This window comes from Dyadobacter sp. OTU695 (assembly GCF_038440355.1).
In the GTDB taxonomy this organism is placed as follows: domain Bacteria; phylum Bacteroidota; class Bacteroidia; order Cytophagales; family Spirosomataceae; genus Dyadobacter.
Window position 1 is genome coordinate 113,124 of sequence record NZ_JASATN010000009.1, and the last position, 20,637, is coordinate 133,760.

Below are 20,637 nucleotides of genomic sequence, written 5' to 3' on the forward strand. Positions count from 1 at the left end.
ACCATGCCAAACTATACAGACACAATGAATATAACCTTCTCCCAACATGCCATAGAGCTCGAATACCGCTATGGGGCGCATAACTACAAACCAATGCCGGTAGTTATCGAGCGGGGTGCGGGAGTTTTTTTGTGGGATGTGGAAGGAAAGCAGTATTTCGATTTCCTTTCGGCATATAGCGCCGTGAGCCAGGGGCATTGTCATCCGAAAATTGTGGATGCCATGATCCGGCAGGCACAAAAGCTGACGCTTACTTCCCGTGCATTTTATAACGACCGCCTCGGCGAATGCGAGAAGTTCCTTTGCGAATACTTCGGGTATGACAAAGTGCTGATGATGAACTCCGGTGTCGAAGGTGGTGAAACGGCGCTGAAACTGACGAGGAAATGGGCGTATAAAGTAAAGGGTATCGAGCCCGGCAAAGCCAAAACAGTGTATGCGGCCGGTAATTTCTGGGGCAGGACGCTGGCGGCGATATCTTCTTCGACGGACCCGTCGTCGACCAATGATTATGGGCCATTTCTTCCGGGCTATGAAATCATTCCTTATAACGACCTTGGCGCCCTCGAAAATGTACTGAAAAGTGACCCGGATATTGCCGGTTTTATGGTGGAGCCCATTCAGGGAGAAGCGGGTGTAGTAGTGCCGGATGAAGGTTACCTGAAAGGCGTCCGCGATTTGTGCACGAAATACAATGTCCTTTTCATCGCCGACGAGGTGCAAACCGGCATCGGGCGCACAGGCAAGCGCCTGGCGTGCGACTGGGAAGGTGTAAAGCCGGACATACTCGTTCTCGGGAAAGCATTGTCTGGCGGTACCATGCCGGTTTCCGCTGCATTTGCCGACGACGAGGTGATGCTGACGATTGCTCCCGGCGAGCACGGATCCACGTATGGAGGTAACCCGCTGGCATGTGCCGTGACGATCGCCGCATTACAGGTAGTACAGGACGAAAACCTCGCGGATAATGCCGAACAAATGGGCCGGATCTTCCGCGGACGTCTGCAGGAACTCCAAAAGCAATGTTCTCTGATCGAAAGCGTTAGAGGAAAGGGGCTGCTCAATGCGATTGTGATCAACGACTCCGAGGACAGCAACACAGCCGTGGACCTTTGTTATAAGATGATGGAAAAAGGGCTGTTATGTAAGCCTACCCACGGCAACAAAATTCGTTTCGCCCCCCCGTTGGTCATCAGTGAGCCGCAAATGGACGAAGCTTGCCGTATTATTGAAGAGGTATTTTTAGAAATGAACGGAAATCTATGAAACTGAGACTTTTCCTGCCTGTGATTGTGCTGTCCGCGCTTATTTTTTCGTGTAAGGACAAAAACGTAGATCCAAAAAATGATACCGAAACCAACCAATGGATCTATACCAATATGAAATACTGGTATTATTGGACGGATCATATTACCTCGTCGCCGGATTACAACAAAACGCCCGGCGATTTTTTCAACTCGCTGCTCTACAAGTATGACGCGACAGCGCGCCCGGATGGCGACCGGTTTTCCTGGATGCAGGAAAGTGCCAAAGAGCTCGAAGCATCTTTGGGAGGCGAGTCGAAAACCAGCGGAATGGAATACAAACTCGTATATTTTCCCGCTAATACCAGCAATGTGGTCGGCATTGTCCTCTACGTAATCCCTGACTCGCCCGCCGCGAAGGCTGGTTTTATGCGCGGCGATGTTTTCAGCAGTGTGAACGGACAGAAACTGACGGATTCGAATTATTCCAAATTGTTGAATACCCAGGACAAGGCAACTTACACCCTGGCTGACATCAAGGATGGCATATTGAAGGAAACCACGACAACCAGGGATGTAACACCGGTTGTGTTGCAGGAAGATCCGGTATTTTTCGACTCGGTTTATACTGTCGGCGCCAGTAAAATAGGTTATGTGGTTTACCACCAGTTCATCCCGGAGCCGTATCAGACAAGCAACAAGGCGTACGACAAAAAACTGGATGCTATTTTTTCGAAATTTAAGAACAGCAATGTCAATGCATTGGTCCTCGACTTGCGCTATAATCCCGGAGGCTATGTAAGTTCAGCGACAAATCTGGCCAGCCTCATCGGCAAGGTTACAGCCAACGACGTATTTTATTACAAGGAGTACAACAAGCAGGTTACCGAAACGAGTCTCAAAAAATATGGCGAATCCTATTTCTACGACAAGTTCTTGTCCAAAAGCGAGAATCTTGGCAGTAATCTGCAACACCTCGTGGTGCTGGTATCGTCTCGTACGGCATCTGCGAGTGAGCTGGTGATCAACGGTCTGAAACCTTTTATGACGGTTACATTGGTCGGCGGCAAAACTGTCGGTAAGAATGTGGGGTCGATAACGATCGCTGATGAGAACAATGGCATCAAAGTGGGGTTGCAGCCTATTGTTTCAAAATCTTTGAATAGGGATAAAAAGTCGGACTACAATGTGGGCTTTGAACCGGATGTGAAGGTGAGCGAAGGCAATATCCTTTATCCTTACGGCGACCCTCGCGACCCGTTGCTGGGCGAGGCGCTGTTCCGGATCACAGGTACGCATGTAACGCGCCAGGGGCGCAGCGCGCGCGTATTGCAGGAAGAAGCAAGTGCGGAATTGTCATCGTCGATCAGCCGCAAAGCGGGCGGCAGCAACATGTTCTACGACAGATAGCGATCGGCCGATGTATTTTTTTGAATGGTGCGAGAACGGCTTCCAACTGTTCTAGCACCATTTTTTATTGCTATTTTTACAGACTTGCTTATTTCTAACTAATTGACCTTTATGAAGCTGGTAAATGATATGACTGTCTGGTTTTTGAAGCGGCGCTTCGAACGGATCGAACAGTTTATGAAGTACCCCATTGAAACCCAGCAGCGTATATTTTCCGAGTTGATTGAAACTGCCCGCTACACCGAATGGGGCAGCCGCTACAATTACGGGCAGATCAGATCTGTAAAAGAATTCCAGGAACAGGTACCCATTTCAGCTTACGAACAACTTTATCCCTACATCGAGCGCGTGCTGAAAGGTGAGCCCAATGTACTCTGGCCGTCGCAGATCGAATGGTTTTCCAAATCGTCGGGTACGACAAATGCGAGAAGTAAATACCTGCCCGTGTCCCCCGAGGCGCTTGAAGAATGTCATTACGAAGGCGGTAAGGACATGATGACCCTGTTGATCAACAACCGCCCGGATACCCGTGTTTTTGACGGAAAAGGCCTCTCGATCGGCGGTACTTTGCATGCGAATCCTTTTGATGATTATACCCAGATCGGCGACGTCTCGGCGGTAATCATGCAAAACTTGCCGTCTTGGGCGGAATTTATGCGTACGCCACCGCTGGAAGTCGCGTTAATGGACCACTGGGAAGGCAAGCTGGACAAAATGGCGTCGATTTGCTCGCAGGAGAATGTGACCAGCATTCTCGGCGTGCCTACCTGGACGATCGTGCTCCTCGACCAGATTCTCGAACGTACCGGCAAAAAGAATATGCTGGAAGTGTGGCCTGATTTTGAAGTTTTCGTGCACGGCGCGGTGTCGTTCGAGCCCTACCGGGATTTGTTCATGACGAAATATTTCCCGTCCGATCAGGTGCTTTACCTTGAAACTTACAGCGCTTCCGAAGGCTTTTTCGCGATCCAGGACGATATTAACCGGGTAGGAGAAATGCTGCTAATGCTCGATTACGGCATTTTTTACGAATTCATACCCATTGAGGAGCTCGGCAAGGAACATCCCCAGGCATTGTTGCTGAATGAAGTGGAAGTAGGGAAAAACTACGCCATGGTGATCTCGACGAATGCAGGCCTATGGCGCTACCTTATCGGGGATACCGTGAAATTCACCTCTATCTATCCGTTCCGTGTGAAGGTAAGCGGGCGCACGAAGCATTTTATTAATGCATTTGGTGAAGAGGTGATTGTCGAGAATGCGGACCACGCGATTAAGGTAGCGGCACACCAGACCGATGCCTTGGTGGCCAATTATACTGCCGGTCCCGTGTACATGGGCGACGGCTCGAGAGGCTGTCATGAATGGATTATAGAATTCACCAAAGAGCCAGAGGACCGTGAAGCGTTCGTCCAGGCGCTGGATACTGCATTACGGGAAGTCAATTCCGACTATGATGCCAAGCGTTACAAAGACATGGCCCTTACGTGTCCGCAGGTACATTTCGCGCCCGCAGGCACTTTCTACGCCTGGATGGGCAGGAAGCACAAGCTCGGCGGCCAGAATAAAGTGCCAAGGCTCAGCAACACGCGGGAGTATCTGGATGATTTGCTGGGCAGTTTATAATACTTCGGCGGTCGGCTATCGGCCGTCGGCTTTTTTGAATACGATTTTAATTAAATGACGGCTCACAAAAAACGGAAGGCCGACAGCCGATGGCCGAAAGCTGACAGCCACTATGATTCCTAAGCGCTTAAAAATCAAAGGACTATATTCTTACCAAACCGAGCAGGAAATTGATTTCGATCCGTTGACGGACGCTTCCCTGTTCGGGATATTCGGCGCAGTGGGGAGCGGGAAGTCTTCCATTCTGGAGGCCATCACATTTGCATTATATGGGGATACCGAGCGGCTCAACAAGTCGGGCGACGACCGGACCTACAACATGATGAACCTCCGGTCCGACGATCTGCTCATTGACTTTGAATGCATTGCAGGAAAAAATGGCGACCGGTACCGGTTTACAGTGCGGGGCAAACGGAATAGCAAGAACTTCAAGGATGTAAAAACCTTTGACCGGAAAGGCTACATCTGGCAGGAAAACGATTGGGTACCCCTGGCCGAAAGCGAATCGACCGAAAGCATTATCGGCCTGAGTTACGACAATTTCCGCCGGACGATCATCATACCGCAGGGGCGTTTCCAAGAGTTTATCGAGTTGAGAGACGCCGAGCGGACGCGGATGATGAAAGAACTTTTCCAGCTCGAAAAATATGACCTCAGCCGTAACGTGGGCTCGTTGGCCAAGCAGAATGACCTCGCATTATCGAATGTGGAAGGCCAGCTGCTAGTACTTGGCGAGGTAACACAGGAAATGCTTGCGGAAGGCCAGCAGCGGTTGGAGCAACTTTGGCAGCAGATCGGGCAGATTACCAGCGAGCTGGCAGTCCAGACGGAACTCGAAAGCAATTTTCAGAAACTCAAACTTGCCGGGGAGAAAATTCAAATGCTCCGTAACAGGCTGGCGGTGCTGGATTCCCAGCGCGCGGCGATGCAGGAGCGGGAGGCAATATTAAAGACTTTTGAAACCTGTTCGCTGCATTTCAAATCTATTTTTGACCAGAAAAGTAACCTGCTGGCAGCCATAGCACGCGACGAACGCATTTCAGCGGCAAACCAGCAGCGGCTGTCGGAACTGGCCGGCTCGCTGGAAATACAAAAGGAAACTTTGCAGATGCTCAGGCCGCGCTATGAAAAGCGTGAAGAGTTGCTTGCTACCGCCGAGGAGCTCGAAAAGGTCCTGCAAATTATCGATCATTCACAAGCCGTTCTCAAACGGAAAGAAGCGCTTGCACGTGGCGAGGAGCAGTTGAAGGAGAAAGAAGCCGCCATTGAAATACAAAAACAGCAAAGGCAATTGCTGGAAGCGACCAATGAACAGCGCAAGGCAGGCCTCGGTGATGTGCTCGAAATGGGCCTTGTGAAATCCTGGTTTACCACGGCCGACAGTCTGACCGAAGGCCGCCAGGTGATTAAAACCGAGGCGGAAACACTGGCAGCGGAAATCAACGCGCTAACGGAAGGCCTGGCATTGCGCTTGGAGGAGATTACCGGTAATTTTGGTATTGATTTTGGAACGGAAGCATCCCTTGAAGTTTTTCAAACGGGCATTTCTAATTACCTGGAAGCAGGTGAAAGTCATCGTAAGGAGCTAAACCGACGGCTGTTGCACATTCATACGCGGGTAGCGTTACATCAGTATGCGGGGAATTTGCAAGACGGGGAGCCCTGTCCGCTTTGTGGCTCGCTGCACCATCCGGAAGTTTTGACCGCCGACGGTGCATTATCGTCGGAAACAGCAGAGATCGAGCAGCAGGTAAAGACATTGGATGAAAAAGAGAAACTGCTGAGGCGCCTGCAATCGCCGATTGAACGGATTTTTAATCAGATAGAAAGCCTTGAAAAACAGAAAGGCTCGATAAAACAGCGCTATGTAGAGGCTCAGAGCAGATTGAAAGCTCACGACGAAAGCTTTAACTGGCCGGCATTCAGTAAGGCCGACCGCGAAGGTTTTGAAAAGCGTTTTGCGGAGAGCAGCCGGTTGCAGATGGAAATTAAAGCCGGTGAAACTGCAATAAAAACATCGACGGAACAGATAGAAGTAGCTGCGAAGGAGAAGATCGAAAAGATCGAAAAGCCGTTGCAAGTGTTGAAAGATGAGATTCTGAGGTTTGAAAATACGGTTCAGACGCTCTCGGAACAATTGTCAAGGGTTAGTCTGGCTGATTTTGAAGCGAGAGAGAAAGGGGAGATTTCTGAGCAGATCAATGCATTGAAAGCCGATTACCGCCAGCTTTCAAGCACATTTGCCGCGGCTGAAAAGCAGATAGATGAGATTGAAAAAGACCGGAATACGCTTTTAGGGAGCCAAACCACATTGCTGGTCGCTTTGGAAGGCAACCAGCGCGACCTTGTAGCTGTGCAGGAAAAGATCGATAGCCAGCTGGCGACTTATGCATTCGAATCGGAAATGCAGGTCGTGGAAATACTGCAAAAGCCGATCCGGATCGAAACGGAGCGGCAGGCGATCGGCGAGTTCAAGCTCGCATTGGAAACGACGGGTGCAGAGCTGAAAAACCTGCTCGAAGAGCACGCAGGCGAACAATATGATGCGGCAAAACATGCGGAAGTTACCGCATTGAAAAATACACTGACCGAAAACCTGAGTACCCTGCGGAAAGAAGAGGGGAATATCGGAGGACGGTTGAAGCAATTGGCCGAAGATCTGGCAAAAAAGGTTACGCTCCTCGCGGAAAAAGGACGTTTGCAACTCAGAAAGGAACATTTGGACGATCTTGCGAAGCTGTTCAGATCCAGCGGGTTTGTGGATTATGCGTCGAGCATTTACCTGCAAAACCTGATTCAGGCAGCGAATCACCGTTTTCACCAGATGACCCACCAGCAACTCCACCTCGAATTGGGCGAAGGCAACAGTTTTTCGGTGAGGGATTTGCTCAACGGCGGGCATATGCGGCTGTTGAAAACGCTCTCGGGCGGGCAGAAATTTCAGGCGGCACTGTCGCTCGCCCTGGCGCTGGCGGACCACATCCACGTCCGTAACGAATCGAAGCATAACTTTTTCTTCCTAGACGAAGGTTTTGGCTCACTTGATAAAAATGCGCTGCAAACGGTTTTTGAAACGCTGAAATCGTTGCGGAGAGAGAACCGGATCGTCGGTATTATCAGCCACGTAGAAGATTTGCAGCAGGAAATCCAGACGTACCTGCGCATTACCGAAAGCGAAGAGGGGAGCAGGATCGTGCCAAGCTGGAAATGAGTATCACACATTAAATGTATATTTGGGCCTATTTGCCCAGCCGTCCTATGCTTTTGGAAAATTTTTACGGTTCGTCCCTACTTTGGATTGAAGCACAATTATCGGGAAAAAACTGGCTGTGGAAGCTCACTTTTTTTGCTGTCGCACTGTCGCTTTTTCTTGCGTTTCCACCCTATTCGCTACTGCTTAATCATTTGAGAAACAATGGCGTGAGCCTGGATGCGTGGGTTTTTATCCAAAACCAGGCGCATGACTTGTTACACCCCAAAGACATGGACTATGACGTCCGTCGCGAGAACATGATCTTCCGCTGGACGCTGCCGCTGCTTTCATTCCTGACAGGGCATAATGTACTGCTGATCCTGATCATCCAGGCTGTTTTAGGAGTGCTTTTTCTTTACAAGATAGCCGCTTACATCTATTCGGTTTCAGGCGACAAGGTGAGTACTGCGCTGTTTGTCACCGCTATCGCCAATATTTTCGTGAGCGTATGGGCGTTTGCGGATGTGCATGGGTATGGCGACGAATTTGCCTTTTTCTTCCTGTTGCTGGCATTGCTGAGCAAAAATCCGCTCGTGATATTCCTCTCACTTCAGATTGCATTCTTCACCGACGAGCGGGCAGTGGTGGCGGGAGGCTATTTGCTGCTTTGGTGGATGGGTACGAAGGCCTATCGCAGCAACAATTTCAGCGTTCCCGGCTTGCTGAAATCGGCATTCACGGGCGAGAGCCTGGTGGTTTGGGTAGCATGGGCGATCTATTTCACGATCCGGGAATATGTGCAGACAACCTATTTCCCCCATCATTCCTATTCCACGATAGGAACGCCGGTATTGCTCGCCAATGCCCACCGGAACGGTCTTGGAAGCAGCATCTGGGGCGCATTTGAAGGGACGTGGCTCATTCTGGCCGCTGCATTTGCGGTACTGTGCCTTACGAGGCGCTATTGGCTCCTGCTGGCCCTGATGGGCGGTTTTGTCGTGCTCCTTGCTACCGGCATTTATGTGCATGATATCGACAGGGCATTGTCGTACGGCTTTCCATTTATCCTGCTTGCGGTTTTTATACTGATTGAAACCTCCTCCACATCTGTTGTGCGGCTCATCCTGTTCTTTACGATGGTTGTTTGCGTAATCCATCCGCAGGTTTTTTATATGGGTTACAACAAAATATTGTGGCTCGAACCGCTGCCTGTCAAGCTTTTCATGCTGATTGACCACCGCTTGCAGTGGGGTTTGTTCAGTTAGGGTCGCCCGGATAGGGGTTAGGCCGATTATTTTCGTCCTCTCCCAACCAATGCCCGGCAACATTGGTCAACGCGAGGGTCGGTGTGCATTAAATGATCATTAAGCCTCGCCTCGGGGTAATCGATTTTTTTATGTGGAAGGTATTTTTGTATTTTAATGGAAAAATATCTGACATTTACTAAACGGTTACTTTGGAAGAGGATCGCGTACGTGAAAGAGTTTGCCACACCCTAACAATCTAGAAATTTTCATATGCCGCTTTTAGTACAGCTGGATACATTTAACACCGGATCTGGTAACCTCACAGTCTTTGAAAAAATTATTCCCGGTACGATCAAACGCGTATTTTACATCTACGGCGCGGGTGAGACACAGAGAGGTGGCCACAGGCATCACAAAACCTGGAATGCGCTTGTTTGTATTCACGGAAGCTGTCGTATATACTCCAACGACGGGGAAAAAGAGGAGATTTTCATTCTCGATAACCCAGTGTCCTGCCTGATCCTCGAACCGAAGGACTGGCACATTATGGATTCTTTCTCGGACGACGCGATCCTTTTGGTATTGTCCAATGAATATTATGACAAAGCCGATTACATCGACGAGCCATATTCATTGAATCAGCTAATCCAGACAGTATCTCAATGATCCCATTTCTGGATTTAAATCAGGTAAATGCCCCTTATCTGCAAGCAATCGAAGAAGCCTCCCTCCGGGTGATCCGGTCGGGATGGTATATTCTGGGCAATGAATTGAAGGCATTTGAAAAGGCTTTCGCCGAATATTGTGAAGCGGAGCATTGCGTGGGAACGGCCAACGGACTGGACGCGATTACGCTGATACTGCTGGCGATGGATCTGCCGAAAGACAGCGAGATCATCGTGCCTGCCAACACTTATATAGCGTCGGTACTGCCGGTGAGCTATTTGCATCTGACGCCGGTTTTCGTAGAACCCGACCCCAATACGATGCTGATCGATCCTGCGCTGATCGAACAGGCCATCACGCCGCGGACGAAAGCCATTATCACCGTCGATCTTTACGGGCGTAGCTGCGAAATTGCAGATATCCTCGGCGTTGCGCAAAAACGCGGCCTGAAGGTAATCACGGACGCCGCACAGGCGCATGGGGCTACACATGCGGGCAGGAAAGTAGGCGCATGGGCGGACGCGACTGCTTTTAGTTTTTACCCTACCAAAAACCTGGGCGCGCTAGGCGACGCCGGTGCTATTACTACTCACGACGCCGCATTGGCCGAAAAGATACGGTACCTGCGCAATTACGGCTCCGTGATCCGGTATCAGAATGAATACCAGGGGGTAAATAGCCGTCTGGACGAAATGCAGGCCGCTGTTCTCCGTGTAAAGCTGCCTTACCTGGATACTGAAAATGCCCGCCGACGGGAAATAGCCGGCCGGTATCTGCGGGAATTGCAATGCCGGGATCTGACATTACCTCCCGGTGACAGGCTTTCCGAAGATGCCTGGCATCTCTTTGTGGTGCGGCATCCGAGGCGCGCGGAGCTCGTTGCCTTTCTGGATGCGCATGGAGTGCAGACAAACATCCATTATCCCCAGCCTATTCATAAACAATTAGCCTATAAAGAATTTAAAGATTTACATTTGCCTTTGACAGAGCAGATCCACCAGCAGGTGGTCAGTTTGCCGCTCAACCCGGTTCTGACGGACGATGAGGTGGCCTACATCATTCAAACCGTCAATCAATTCGATCGTCAATGAAGCTATCGGTCATCATCCCGGTTTACAACAGCGAAAAAACCATCCGGCCGCTGATCGAAAAACTACAAGCGACTTTATCAGAAATATCCTTCGAGATCGTCATGGTCAACGACGGCAGCCGTGACCGCTCCGAGCAGGTCTGCCGGGAATTGTCGCACACTTATCCGAATGTCCGGTTTATTTCACTGCGAAGGAATTACGGGGAATTCAATGCAGTTATGTGCGGGCTCAACTGGGCATACGGTAACTATTGCGTGATGATCGACGATGATTTCCAGAATCCACCGGAGGAGATATTAAAGCTGGTCGAAACCGCCGAATCGGGAGAGTACGACGTAGTTTATACGCATTATGCCAAAAAGCAGCACTCTGTCGGCCGGAATATGGGCAGCAGATTTGTTAACTGGCTCACGAGCTATCTTCTCAATAAACCCAAGGACCTCTATCTTTCGAGCTTTAAACTGATCCGGCAGGAAGTTGTACAGGAAATCATTAAATACCACGGCCCATATCCGTACATCGACGGGCTGATATTCAGGATCACCCGGAACATTGGGACCGTGCAGGTAGCGCACCAAAAGCGGGAAGAGGGAGCTTCGAATTATACTTTACACAAGCTGGTATCGCTTTTTCTGAACATCCTTTTCTGCTATTCCTCGCTGCCGATCCGCCTTTTCGTGCCCATCGGCGTGGGGTTATTCAGTCTGGGCTTTTTTCTCCTGCTCTTCCTGACAATACAGTGGATCATTGGTCCCGACCCAAAAGGCTGGCAGGTGGTAACGGCCACCATCATCTTCATTGGGGGTATTCAATGCATGCTGCTGAGTGTTTTGGGAGAATACATCGGCAAGAGTTTCATGGCGCAAAGCGGTCAGCCGCAATATGTGATCAAATACAACAGCTCCGAACACGCATGATCGACAACCGGCTCGAATACCAGCGCATGTATGAAACCGAGCGTAAGCTGTGGTGGTATCAGATTCTGCACGGTAAAGTCCTGGGCCAGATCCGCAAACATTTCCGGGCCATGGACCCCGACCTCAAAATCCTGGATGCGGCATGCGGTACGGGCGGGTTAATGTCGTTTTTAAAGGAAAATGGTTATTCCAACCTCCGGGGCTTCGATTATTCACAGCATGCCATCGATTTCTCGGATGAGCGCGGCCTGAATGTGGTTTTCGGGGATCTCCGGGACGTGGATGCATTCGAGCCGGGCGAGACTTTCGATATCATTACCTGCAACGATGCGCTTTATTTCCTGACTGATGAAGAGATCGTCCGCGCATTGACCGCATTCAAAAAGCGCCTGAACCGCAACGGGCTGATCATCATCAATATTCACGCGTTCGAAGCTTTTTCAGGTACGCACGACCTCGCCGTAGGCAGTTCGCGACGGTTCAAACTGGAACAGTTCCAGACGTTCAGCAAGGCGGCCGGGCTGCGGATCGATTACAACACGTACTGGCCATTCGCGCTTTCGCTGCCGATTCTGCTGGTGCGGCAATGGCAGAATTACAGGATACGGAGCAAGAAGATCAATGTCGAAGACCTCGATTCGGATGTCGAATACCCCGGCGATGCCGTGAATGCAGTTCTGAAAACCATTACCAGGGCCGAATCGGCCATTCTGGGCAAAGCGCCATTCGGCAGCTCGCTATTCATGACCTTCCAGCCAGCCTGATTCCTATTTTTTGGAGTACCCCGACGAATTCACGGCGTCAAACAGCGCTTTGGCTTTGGCAACACCATCCTCGCCATTGAGTGCGAAATACCAGAATACTTCCAGATCGCCGCGGTGCATAGCCTGGTTCATATCGCCGCTTTGAGACTTGTGGGCAGCCTTTACCCAGTCGGCTACGATCATGTAACTGTGTTTTTCATCTTCTCCAAAACTGAATGAACGGTCGAACTCGAAAACAGGCGCTGTTTTAAGAATATTGGTTTCCGGATAACCGGCAAGTCCGGAGAATTGGAAGGTATAACCCTTGTTTTGCGACTGACCGCCCAACACAAGCGGTTTCCTGGTGCCTTTGTAACGCTGCACGGCCCTTATCGCGCTGATGGACGCCGTTTTATGGTGCGCGTGCTGGCCCTCGTGCGGAATAAGGCAGAATATGAAGTCATAATTGCCGTTGGCCAGGATATTGTCGAGCTTTCTTTCCACATAGGCAATGTCCCAGTTCTTGCCTTGCAGATAGGGCCTTTCGTCGCGGTTATAGTAATCATCGAGCTGGTCGAGAAAGAAGAAATTACCAATGCCCATTACCTCGCCGGAAGCCATCAATTCTTTTTTTCGGATCAGCGGTAAATGTTTTCTGCCGGTCGCCGAATCCACGAGATTCAGGCCATAGTAGCTCGATGCCACGAGGCCATTGTAGCCGCCCGACGCGTCGGTGATCAATGCCAGGTCGGCAGTGCCCTTTAATTCATGGGTGATTTTAAAAACAGTGACAGGAAACATCGTTTCATCATCCGGATGCGCCGTAACGATCAGGACACGCGGGCCCTGCGCATATAAGCCCAGGGGAAACAGCAATAGTAACAAAAGATAAATGTTCCTCATGCGATGATTTTGTTAGGTGATGTGTTATAAAATTATGGATTTCGGGCATCATTGCAATCCATAGCAGGCAAGGGTCACTCTTTCTGCTAGTTCAAACATTCATCACGCTACTACTATCAAGTTTATGGATTTGAAACTCAACGGGAAAACTGCATTCATCAGCGGTTCAACACAGGGTATCGGCTTCGCCATCGCACAAAGCCTTTTGAAAGAAGGTGCGAACGTCATTATCAACGGCCGCTCGGAAAGTAAAGTAGCCGAGGCCGTTCAAAAATTGAAGGAATTATCGTCGGGCGACGGTTCGTCGGGAGCGAATGTCAGCGGTATTGCAGCTGATTTTTCAAAGGTTGACGAAGTGAATGCATTGCTGAAACAGCTGCCGGATATTGATATACTGGTCAATAATGCGGGAATTTTTGAGCCAAAGCAGTTCACCGAGATTTCGGATGAAGAATGGTTCCGGTTTTTCGAAGTTAATGTGCTGAGCGGCGTGCGCCTTGCCAGGTATTTCTTTCCGAAAATGATCGCCAAAGACTGGGGCAGGATTATCTTTATTTCCAGCGAGTCGGGTGTTAATATCCCCGAGGAAATGATCCATTATGGGACTACCAAGACGGCACAGCTGGCCGTGAGCCGCGGTTTGGCGGAACTTACCAAGGGTACTAATGTAACCGTGAACACGGTTATGCCCGGTCCGACCAAATCGGAAGGAGTGGCGGATTTTGTGAAACAGCTGGGCGAGGCAAACAATATGTCGGCCGAACAGGCTGAGAAGGATTTCTTCAAAAATGCGCGGCCTACCTCGCTGTTGCAGCGGTTCGCGTCGGTTGAAGAGATTGCCAACCTGGTAACTTACGTGGCGAGCCCGCTTTCGTCGGCGACCAACGGTTCGGCGCTGAAAGTGGACGGCGGCGTGGCAAAGTTCATTATCTGACGCTCCACACAGGCTGCGTTTATATGCGTTGATTGGAATATACTTAATTTTGGAACGTTCGTTCCGGAATAATTGTCTGATAGTCATGGCACGCAACAAAGCATTTGAACCGGAAGAGAGGCTGGAAAAGGCGAAATGCCTTTTCTGGCAAAAGGGCTACAACGCCACCTCCATGCAGGACCTCGTTGATACGATGGGGCTCAACCGTGGCAGTATTTACGACACCTACGGCGACAAGCACAGCCTGTTTCTGCAATGCCTGCGGATTTATACCGAAGACATGTTTGAAGACTATCGAAAAGTAGCCGAGGAAACGAAGTCGCCTATCAAGGCGGTTGAAAAGATCATCAAAAAGGCGGCGATCAGGGCGATAGAGGAGGAAAGAACATGCCTCGGTGTGAAATCGACTTTCGAATTGGCTTCGGTGGATGAAGAGGTGCATGCCATATTAAAACAAAACACCACCAACCTGACTGCCCTGCTGAAAGACCTTTTAAAGAAGGCGCAAAAGGCCGAGGAGATCAGTGGCAAGAGGGACCCGGGCATGCTGGCGAATTTCATCGTATCGAATTTCACCGGCTTCTCGCAGTTTTACCTGGTGTATGGAGATGGGGAGCTGGTTCAACAGCAAGCCGAATTTTTAATAAAATCTATCAAAAAATGAAGTTGTCTAATGATGGAACAAGCATTCCATAATGACAATGCTTACGGATATGTCAGGGTTAATTACACAAACAGCAAATAAATCAGGTATAGTAAAAATCTACAAGCAAGGAGCGCCCTCGGTGCTGGGTTACGAAAGAGAAACCATCACAGAACCGGGCCCCGGAGAAGTTCGGGTACGCCAGGAAGCCATAGGGCTTAATTTTGTAGATACCTATTATCGCGACGGCAAGTTTCCCGTCAAATCATTTCCTTACACACCCGGAGTGGAAGCGGCAGGTATCATCGAGGCCGTCGGGCCATGGGTGACTGAGTTCGGCGTAGGCGACCACGTCGGTTACCATTTCATTCCCGGTGCTTATGTGGAAAGTCGGGTCGTCTCGACCCAGCAGCTGATCCATATTCCGGAAGGCATTACTTCGGACGAGGCAGCGGCTATGATGGTGAAAGGCTTTACTGCGAGGATGCTCGTGAAAGCGATCCATCCCGTTAAGCCGGGCGACGTGGTGCTGGTGCATGCGGCGGCCGGAGGCGTAGGTACCCTTGCTACCAAATGGGCCAAAGCGCTAGGAGCGACGGTGATCGGGACGACGGGTTCGGAAGAGAAGAAAGAAATCGTTCTTGCCAATGGGGCCGATTATGTTTTTCTGGCAGAATGTAGGGAGTTTGTCTATTCGGTTTTGGAAATAACCGGTGGCAAGGGTGTGGATGTCGTGTTTGATGGAGTGGGTAAAGATACTTTCACCCATTCGCTGGACCTGATAAGGAAAGGGGGTAAAATTGTGCTCTACGGATCATCATCGGGCCAGCCCGAGCATATCGATCACGCATTGCTGCGCGAAAGGTCCATTGTGATGGCTACCCCCACGCTCAGCGCATACATTACCGATCGCGGGTTGCTCGAAGAATATGCTGCCGATACATTCGGTGCATTTCAAAGCGGGGTATTCGGAAAACTGGCTATTACACGGTATCCGTTATCGAAAGCAAATCAGGCGCAGGCCGATCTTGAAGCACGGAAAACGACGGGTTCTGTCATTTTGATACCGTAATTTTTTCGCAATAATTCCATGTTATGTCCAAAGTACTTATTCAATTTGCCCATCCTACCCACAGCAAATCCAACGTGCAGAAGACATTGGAAAAGTATGCCCGAACAGTAAAGGGAGTTACTTTCAATGATCTTTATGAGCATTATCCGGATCTCTTTATTGATGTTAAAAGAGAGCAGCAATTATTGGCAAAACACGATATCGTCATATTCCAGCATCCGTTCTACTGGTATAGCAGCCCCCCGATTTTGAAACAATGGCAGGACCTGGTATTGGAATACAACTGGGCGTACGGGCCGAAAGGACATGCATTGAAGGGTAAAAGGATATTCAACGTATTGTCGTGCGGGGGCGGACGGGATGCCTATACACCTTCGGGATACAATCGCTTTCCGGTTGGCCAATACCTGTTACCATTCAACCAGACGGCCTATTTGTGCCGGATGGATTATCTACCGCCATTTGTCGTGCACGAAACTTATACGATTGAAGATTACACGCTGAAAGCCTGTGGAGAGCAATATGCCGAATTGCTGGATGCGCTCGTGAACGATCGTATCGATCCGGCAAAGTTGGCTGGGATAGAATATCTGAACGAACTTTTTCCACACTAAATACCCTTTGCGATGCAACAATCCTTCTTTTTTCAGGCAATGATATACCTCGCGGCTGCGGTGGTGATGGTCCCCATTGCCAAACGGCTGGGGTTGGGATCGGTGCTGGGCTATCTGGTCGCGGGGGTGATCATCGGCCCGGCGGGTCTGAAATTCATTGGGATGGAGGGCCAGGATATTATGCATTTTGCCGAGTTCGGAGTCGTAATGATGCTTTTTGTCATCGGACTGGAACTCGAACCTTCACGTTTGTGGCGCATGCGGAAGAGCATTGCCGGGCTCGGAGGCTTGCAGGTTGGCATCACGACCGTACTCGTGGCAGGCATTGCGATGCTGTTCGGCATAAGCTGGAAAGAAGCGCTCGCTCTCGGGATGATTATAGCGATGTCGTCCACGGCGATCGTGATGCAGACACTAAATGAAAAAGGCTGGCTGAAAACGATTGCCGGGCAGAGCTCGTTTGCGGTACTGCTTTTCCAGGATCTGGCCATTATTCCCATGCTTGCATTGTTTCCGTTGCTCGCCGATCAGGCCGGAGTGTCAGATGGCCACGGAGGTGGAGGCTCGCTGGTGAGCGCATTGCCCGCCTGGCAGCAGGCTATTGTCGTATTGCTGTCGGTTTCGGCGATTGTGCTGACGGGCAAATACCTTTTACGCCCGGTGTTCCGCATGATGGCCCGCACTGCATTGCGTGAAATGTTTACCGCTACGGCATTGCTGCTCGTCGTGGGCATTGCCGTGTTCATGACCTCGGTAGGCCTGAGCCCGGCGCTGGGTGCGTTCGTTGCCGGTGTGGTACTTGCCAACAGTGAATACCGCCATGAGCTCGAAAGCTCGATCGATCCATTCAAAGGATTACTTCTGGGATTGTTCTTTATTTCGGTAGGCTCTTCCATCGATTTTTCACTTGTCACTTCCAAGCCGATGTTGATCATCGGATTAGTGGCAGGATTAATGCTGCTGAAAATGGCCATTCTCTTTGTTTTAGGGAAAATATTCGAAGTGCGTAATGCGCAGAACTTCATATTCAGCATTGGGCTGAGCCAGATCGGCGAATTCGCATTCGTGCTGCTCAGCTTTTCGGTACAGCAAGGTGTTTTGGGAAAGGAAGTTTCGGATACGATGACGGCTGTGGTGGCGATCAGCATGGCTATGACACCGTTAGCGATGATGGTTAATGAGAAATTTATCCTTACACGTTTCTGCCTGGTGAGCGCAGGATTGCAGACGGCACAGCGGCCAAGCGACGTGGAAGACGAGGACAACCCGGTTATTATCGCCGGTTACGGGCATTTCGGAAATATCGTTGGACGTTTTTTGCGGGCTAATGGCGTGGAGGCGACGGTGCTTGACAATGACAGCGACAATGTTGATTTCCTGCGTCGTATGGGGCTTAAAGTGTACTACGGCGATGCCACGCGTTATGAATTGCTGGATATTGCCGGAGCGGGCCGTGCTCAAATGATCATTATAGCGATCAGCGACGAAGAGAAGAGACTGGAACTCATTGAAACGGTTAAAAAACACTTTCCCAACCTGCATATGCTCGTGCGCTCGACCAACCGAAACGATGCATACGATCTCATGAACGCGGGTATGATGCATATTTACCGCGAAACATTCGATACGAGCCTCCGGTTGGGTGTGGATGCTTTGAAATTGCTCGGACATCGGGCACATGAGGCGACGCGAATGGCAAAGACGTTCTTCGTCCATGACGAGCGGACGTTAAAACACTTATCGAGCATCCGGAACGATGAAGAATATATCCATGCGGCACGGCAGCATATGGAAGAGCTGGAAATGATCATGCAGGCAGATAGGGATGCGGTTCATTTGAATGCCCTCGCCGGCTGGGACCGCAAAGCCGAAGCTGAGACGGTCTGACCACCTCAAGATACAGCCGAGGCTTGGCGGCCCTGCATTTTTCCCCAAACCCATCCGGCTAGCATGCCCAAAAAACTTGCGAGAAGGCCATAAACGAGTGCGGGGTATGCTGTTTTGATAAATACGCAAACCAGCCACACCGCCAGTCCGGCTAACATCGACAATATACAGCCGAGTGTATTGCTGGATTTCCAGTAGAGTCCGGCCGCCAGCGGTACGAACAGCGATACTAGGCTGAATGCGGAGGACTCGGCGACTAATTCAAAAATGCTTTCCCGTGTCGCCGCCATAAAAATGCAAATGGCGGTGATACCAATAATGCCGGTACGGATGATTTTCAGCAATTGCCTGTCGTGGAGGCCGGGGTTAAAGAATTTGAAAATATTCTCTCCCAGGACAACGGCCGGGGCCATAATGGCACTGCTGGTAGTACTGAGGATGGCCGAAACCAATGCGCCAAAGAACAGGATCTGGAGTGGCAGGTTCATGTGTTTCAAGACCATATTCGGAATGATCATTTGGCCATCCTGCTCTTCGCCGGGGTACAGGTGATGCCCGCAAAGCCCTATGAAGAGCGGCAGGAGGGCGATCGTCAGGTACATGAGTGATGAAAGAAGCGTGGACTGGACCGATACCCGGGCGGATTTCGCCGACATTACCCGTTGGAAAACATCCTGCTGCGGGATGGACCCGAGCCCGATGGTGATCCATGCGGCAAAATATTCGAGGTGGCCTTTGAGTGTATTTTCGGGGAAAAAGCGGAAAAAACCCTCCGGTGCGGCGTCGATTAATGGTTTAAAGCCTCCTACTTCCTGGTAAAGGACCGCCGCCACAATGAGCAGGCCTACGATGATCATGATTGTCTGGATAAAATCGGTGATCGATATCGACCACATACCGCCCCAGATCGTGTACAGGATCACGACGAAGGAACTTGCCAGAATGCACATCAGCAGTGACCAACCAAGAACGATTTTCAGCACAATGCCCATGGCAAGCAATTGGGCGGCTATCCAGCTAAAATAGGACGGAATGATGAGGATGGCGGAAAGAAGTTCGGCATTGCGTCCGTAACGGAGCCTGAAAAAATCACAAAATGTGATAATATTCATTTTGTAAAACCTCCGGGCGAAGAATATTCCGACGAGAAAAAGGCACAGTGAAGCACCGAAAGGGTCTTCGATGATGCCCAATACGCCGTGTTCGATAAACTCGGTAGGGGCGCCCATAATGGTTTCCGATCCGAACCACGTCGCAAATGTGGCGGATGCAGCCAGGATCAGCGGGAGCTGGCGCCCCGCCAGGACGAAATCCCGTGTGGTAGAAATTCGTTTGGAGGCCCAGAGGCCTATTCCCAGGTTTGCCAGCAGGTATGCCAGGATAGAAAAGGCCAGCATGCTTTCAGGCTTCCAGGTTTTTTACAATGCCTTGCTTACTAAACGTTTTACCCATTTGGTGATGTTTTTTAATAGGCAATAATGCTTCCGTGAAAATAGTACTTGAACAGGTTTTTAAAAAATGAAATGGCTTGTTAAGTAATCCATATCAGCTTGCGATGTCCGTAAAACCTGAATAAAAGGAAAAGGCCCGATAAAGTGTTTTGTGCACAGTACCGGGCCTTTTTATCTAAAGTATGTCAATTATCGTCTGTGTCCGCGATGACGGCCATTGTTTCCGTAATGGTCGTTGCGGCGGTATTGTTTGCGGTAAACCCTGTCGTCACGCCTGTAATGCCCGTGACGATCGGCATATATAATCCGGCGTGGTGCCGGTTTTACCACTACAACACGCGGTGGCGGAGGGGGCGCATGGTAGTACCTGTAACCATGCCGGTAGCCGTAGTCATAGCCCGGGTCATAGGAGCGATAGGTACAGGATGAAATCGATATAGCTGCGACCAGCGTCACGATGACCGACAGCAAAACTCTGTTCTTTTTCACGGTTCTAGTTCGTTTTGTACTGTTTCTAGAACGAATTGGATGGTTGAATAGTGCCGCAGGTGGGGCATTGCTGCTGCCTCTTTCAAGTTATCCACATTGTGGACAATGCTTAAATGTAGCTTAACTCGCTGAAAATGGAAGGTTTTGAAGGTTGTTAACAAGTTATACACATTTGAGGTGTGGATAACTTGTTAACAAATATTAGCTTATGCTTCGACGTCGTAAATCAGTACGCGGTCCCAGAGATGAGCGCAATCCTCGATGAATTTTTTGTGCAATGGATGAACCTGGTATACGTCATGTGCAGCCTCATCTTTGAAAATCAGAATCTCTGCGAAATCATAAGTGGCGTCGATAACCGGTCTGCGCGTGGCGGCAGGTGGGCCGATATAAGCCGTTTCAATGGATTCGATCGCTTCGAGTGATTTGATGCCGGCGAGCAAGGCTTGTCTTGCTTCTTCGTTGTCCTTCTCTTTCAACCAGAAGAATACGTTATGAATAAACATG

18 protein-coding genes are annotated in these 20,637 nt (G+C 50.1%); 14 read left to right on the top strand and 4 right to left on the bottom strand.

Annotated elements, in window-relative coordinates; genetic code table 11:
- Positions 1-3 precede the first annotated feature (3 nt).
- The 9 genes from rocD to AAHB90_RS17770 all read left to right on the top strand — a co-directional run bounded on the left by rocD (position 4) and on the right by AAHB90_RS17770 (position 12,158).
- The gene (gene rocD, locus AAHB90_RS17730) at positions 4-1,266 is read left to right on the top strand and encodes an ornithine--oxo-acid transaminase (RefSeq protein WP_342086533.1); all 1,263 of its coding nucleotides are present in this window, start codon (positions 4-6) and stop codon (positions 1,264-1,266) included.
- Positions 1,263-2,654: a S41 family peptidase gene (locus AAHB90_RS17735; RefSeq protein ID WP_342086534.1), complete on the top strand. Its 1,392-nt coding sequence runs from the start codon at positions 1,263-1,265 to the stop codon at positions 2,652-2,654. The genes rocD and AAHB90_RS17735 overlap by 4 nt, the downstream gene beginning before the upstream one ends.
- A gap of 111 nt (positions 2,655-2,765) precedes the next feature.
- Entirely contained in the window at positions 2,766-4,280 is a 1,515-nt protein-coding gene (locus AAHB90_RS17740) for a GH3 auxin-responsive promoter family protein (RefSeq protein WP_342086535.1), read from the top strand.
- Positions 4,281-4,392: 112 nt separating this feature from the next.
- The gene (locus AAHB90_RS17745; protein ID WP_342086536.1) at positions 4,393-7,491 is read left to right on the top strand and encodes an SMC family ATPase; all 3,099 of its coding nucleotides are present in this window, start codon (positions 4,393-4,395) and stop codon (positions 7,489-7,491) included.
- A gap of 47 nt (positions 7,492-7,538) precedes the next feature.
- Positions 7,539-8,738, top strand: a complete 1,200-nt coding sequence (locus AAHB90_RS17750; protein WP_342086537.1) for a hypothetical protein — start codon at positions 7,539-7,541, stop codon at positions 8,736-8,738.
- Between the two features lie 252 nt (positions 8,739-8,990).
- Positions 8,991-9,386, top strand: a complete 396-nt coding sequence (locus AAHB90_RS17755; RefSeq protein ID WP_342086538.1) for a sugar 3,4-ketoisomerase — start codon at positions 8,991-8,993, stop codon at positions 9,384-9,386.
- On the top strand, positions 9,383-10,477 hold the full coding sequence (locus AAHB90_RS17760) for a DegT/DnrJ/EryC1/StrS family aminotransferase (RefSeq protein ID WP_342086539.1): 1,095 nt from the start codon (positions 9,383-9,385) through the stop codon (positions 10,475-10,477). Before AAHB90_RS17755 ends, AAHB90_RS17760 begins: the two co-directional genes overlap by 4 nt.
- A complete protein-coding gene (locus AAHB90_RS17765) occupies positions 10,474-11,394 on the top strand; it encodes a glycosyltransferase family 2 protein (protein ID WP_342086540.1) in 921 nt (306 codons plus the stop codon). The genes AAHB90_RS17760 and AAHB90_RS17765 overlap by 4 nt, the downstream gene beginning before the upstream one ends.
- Positions 11,391-12,158, top strand: coding sequence for a class I SAM-dependent methyltransferase (locus tag AAHB90_RS17770; RefSeq protein WP_342086541.1), 768 nt, complete (start codon positions 11,391-11,393; stop codon positions 12,156-12,158). Before AAHB90_RS17765 ends, AAHB90_RS17770 begins: the two co-directional genes overlap by 4 nt.
- Before the next feature lie 3 nt (positions 12,159-12,161).
- Here the strand turns inward: AAHB90_RS17770 and AAHB90_RS17775 are convergent, their stop codons facing one another.
- The gene (locus AAHB90_RS17775) at positions 12,162-13,040 is read right to left on the bottom strand and encodes a PIG-L family deacetylase (RefSeq protein ID WP_342086542.1); all 879 of its coding nucleotides are present in this window, start codon (positions 13,038-13,040) and stop codon (positions 12,162-12,164) included.
- Positions 13,041-13,164: 124 nt separating this feature from the next.
- On the opposite strand from AAHB90_RS17775, the gene AAHB90_RS17780 reads away from it, so the two are divergent.
- From AAHB90_RS17780 to AAHB90_RS17800, 5 genes are all read left to right on the top strand, one after another.
- Positions 13,165-13,974 carry an SDR family NAD(P)-dependent oxidoreductase gene (locus tag AAHB90_RS17780; protein ID WP_342086543.1) on the top strand — a complete coding sequence of 270 codons (810 nt, stop codon included), beginning with the start codon at positions 13,165-13,167 and terminating at the stop codon, positions 13,972-13,974.
- 85 nt (positions 13,975-14,059) lie between these two features.
- Entirely contained in the window at positions 14,060-14,638 is a 579-nt protein-coding gene (locus tag AAHB90_RS17785) for a TetR/AcrR family transcriptional regulator (protein WP_342086544.1), read from the top strand.
- A 49-nt stretch (positions 14,639-14,687) separates the two neighbouring features.
- Positions 14,688-15,689 (top strand): quinone oxidoreductase family protein, encoded by a 1,002-nt coding sequence (locus AAHB90_RS17790; protein WP_342086545.1) that lies wholly within the window; start codon positions 14,688-14,690, stop codon positions 15,687-15,689.
- A 23-nt stretch (positions 15,690-15,712) separates the two neighbouring features.
- Positions 15,713-16,303, top strand: a complete 591-nt coding sequence (locus tag AAHB90_RS17795) for an NAD(P)H-dependent oxidoreductase (protein ID WP_342086546.1) — start codon at positions 15,713-15,715, stop codon at positions 16,301-16,303.
- Positions 16,304-16,315: 12 nt separating this feature from the next.
- Complete coding sequence (locus AAHB90_RS17800; RefSeq protein ID WP_342086547.1) at positions 16,316-18,190, top strand: monovalent cation:proton antiporter-2 (CPA2) family protein; 1,875 nt, start codon at positions 16,316-16,318, stop codon at positions 18,188-18,190.
- Between the two features lie 5 nt (positions 18,191-18,195).
- On the opposite strand, the gene AAHB90_RS17805 is transcribed toward AAHB90_RS17800, so the two are convergent.
- The 3 genes from AAHB90_RS17805 to AAHB90_RS17815 form a co-directional block, all read right to left on the bottom strand.
- Positions 18,196-19,587: a sodium:solute symporter family protein gene (locus AAHB90_RS17805; protein ID WP_342086548.1), complete on the bottom strand. Its 1,392-nt coding sequence runs from the start codon at positions 19,585-19,587 to the stop codon at positions 18,196-18,198.
- Between the two features lie 243 nt (positions 19,588-19,830).
- Positions 19,831-20,130 carry a hypothetical protein gene (locus AAHB90_RS17810; RefSeq protein WP_342086549.1) on the bottom strand — a complete coding sequence of 100 codons (300 nt, stop codon included), beginning with the start codon at positions 20,128-20,130 and terminating at the stop codon, positions 19,831-19,833.
- 206 nt (positions 20,131-20,336) lie between these two features.
- Complete coding sequence (locus tag AAHB90_RS17815) at positions 20,337-20,636, bottom strand: Dabb family protein (RefSeq protein ID WP_342086550.1); 300 nt, start codon at positions 20,634-20,636, stop codon at positions 20,337-20,339.
- Position 20,637 lies beyond the last annotated feature (1 nt).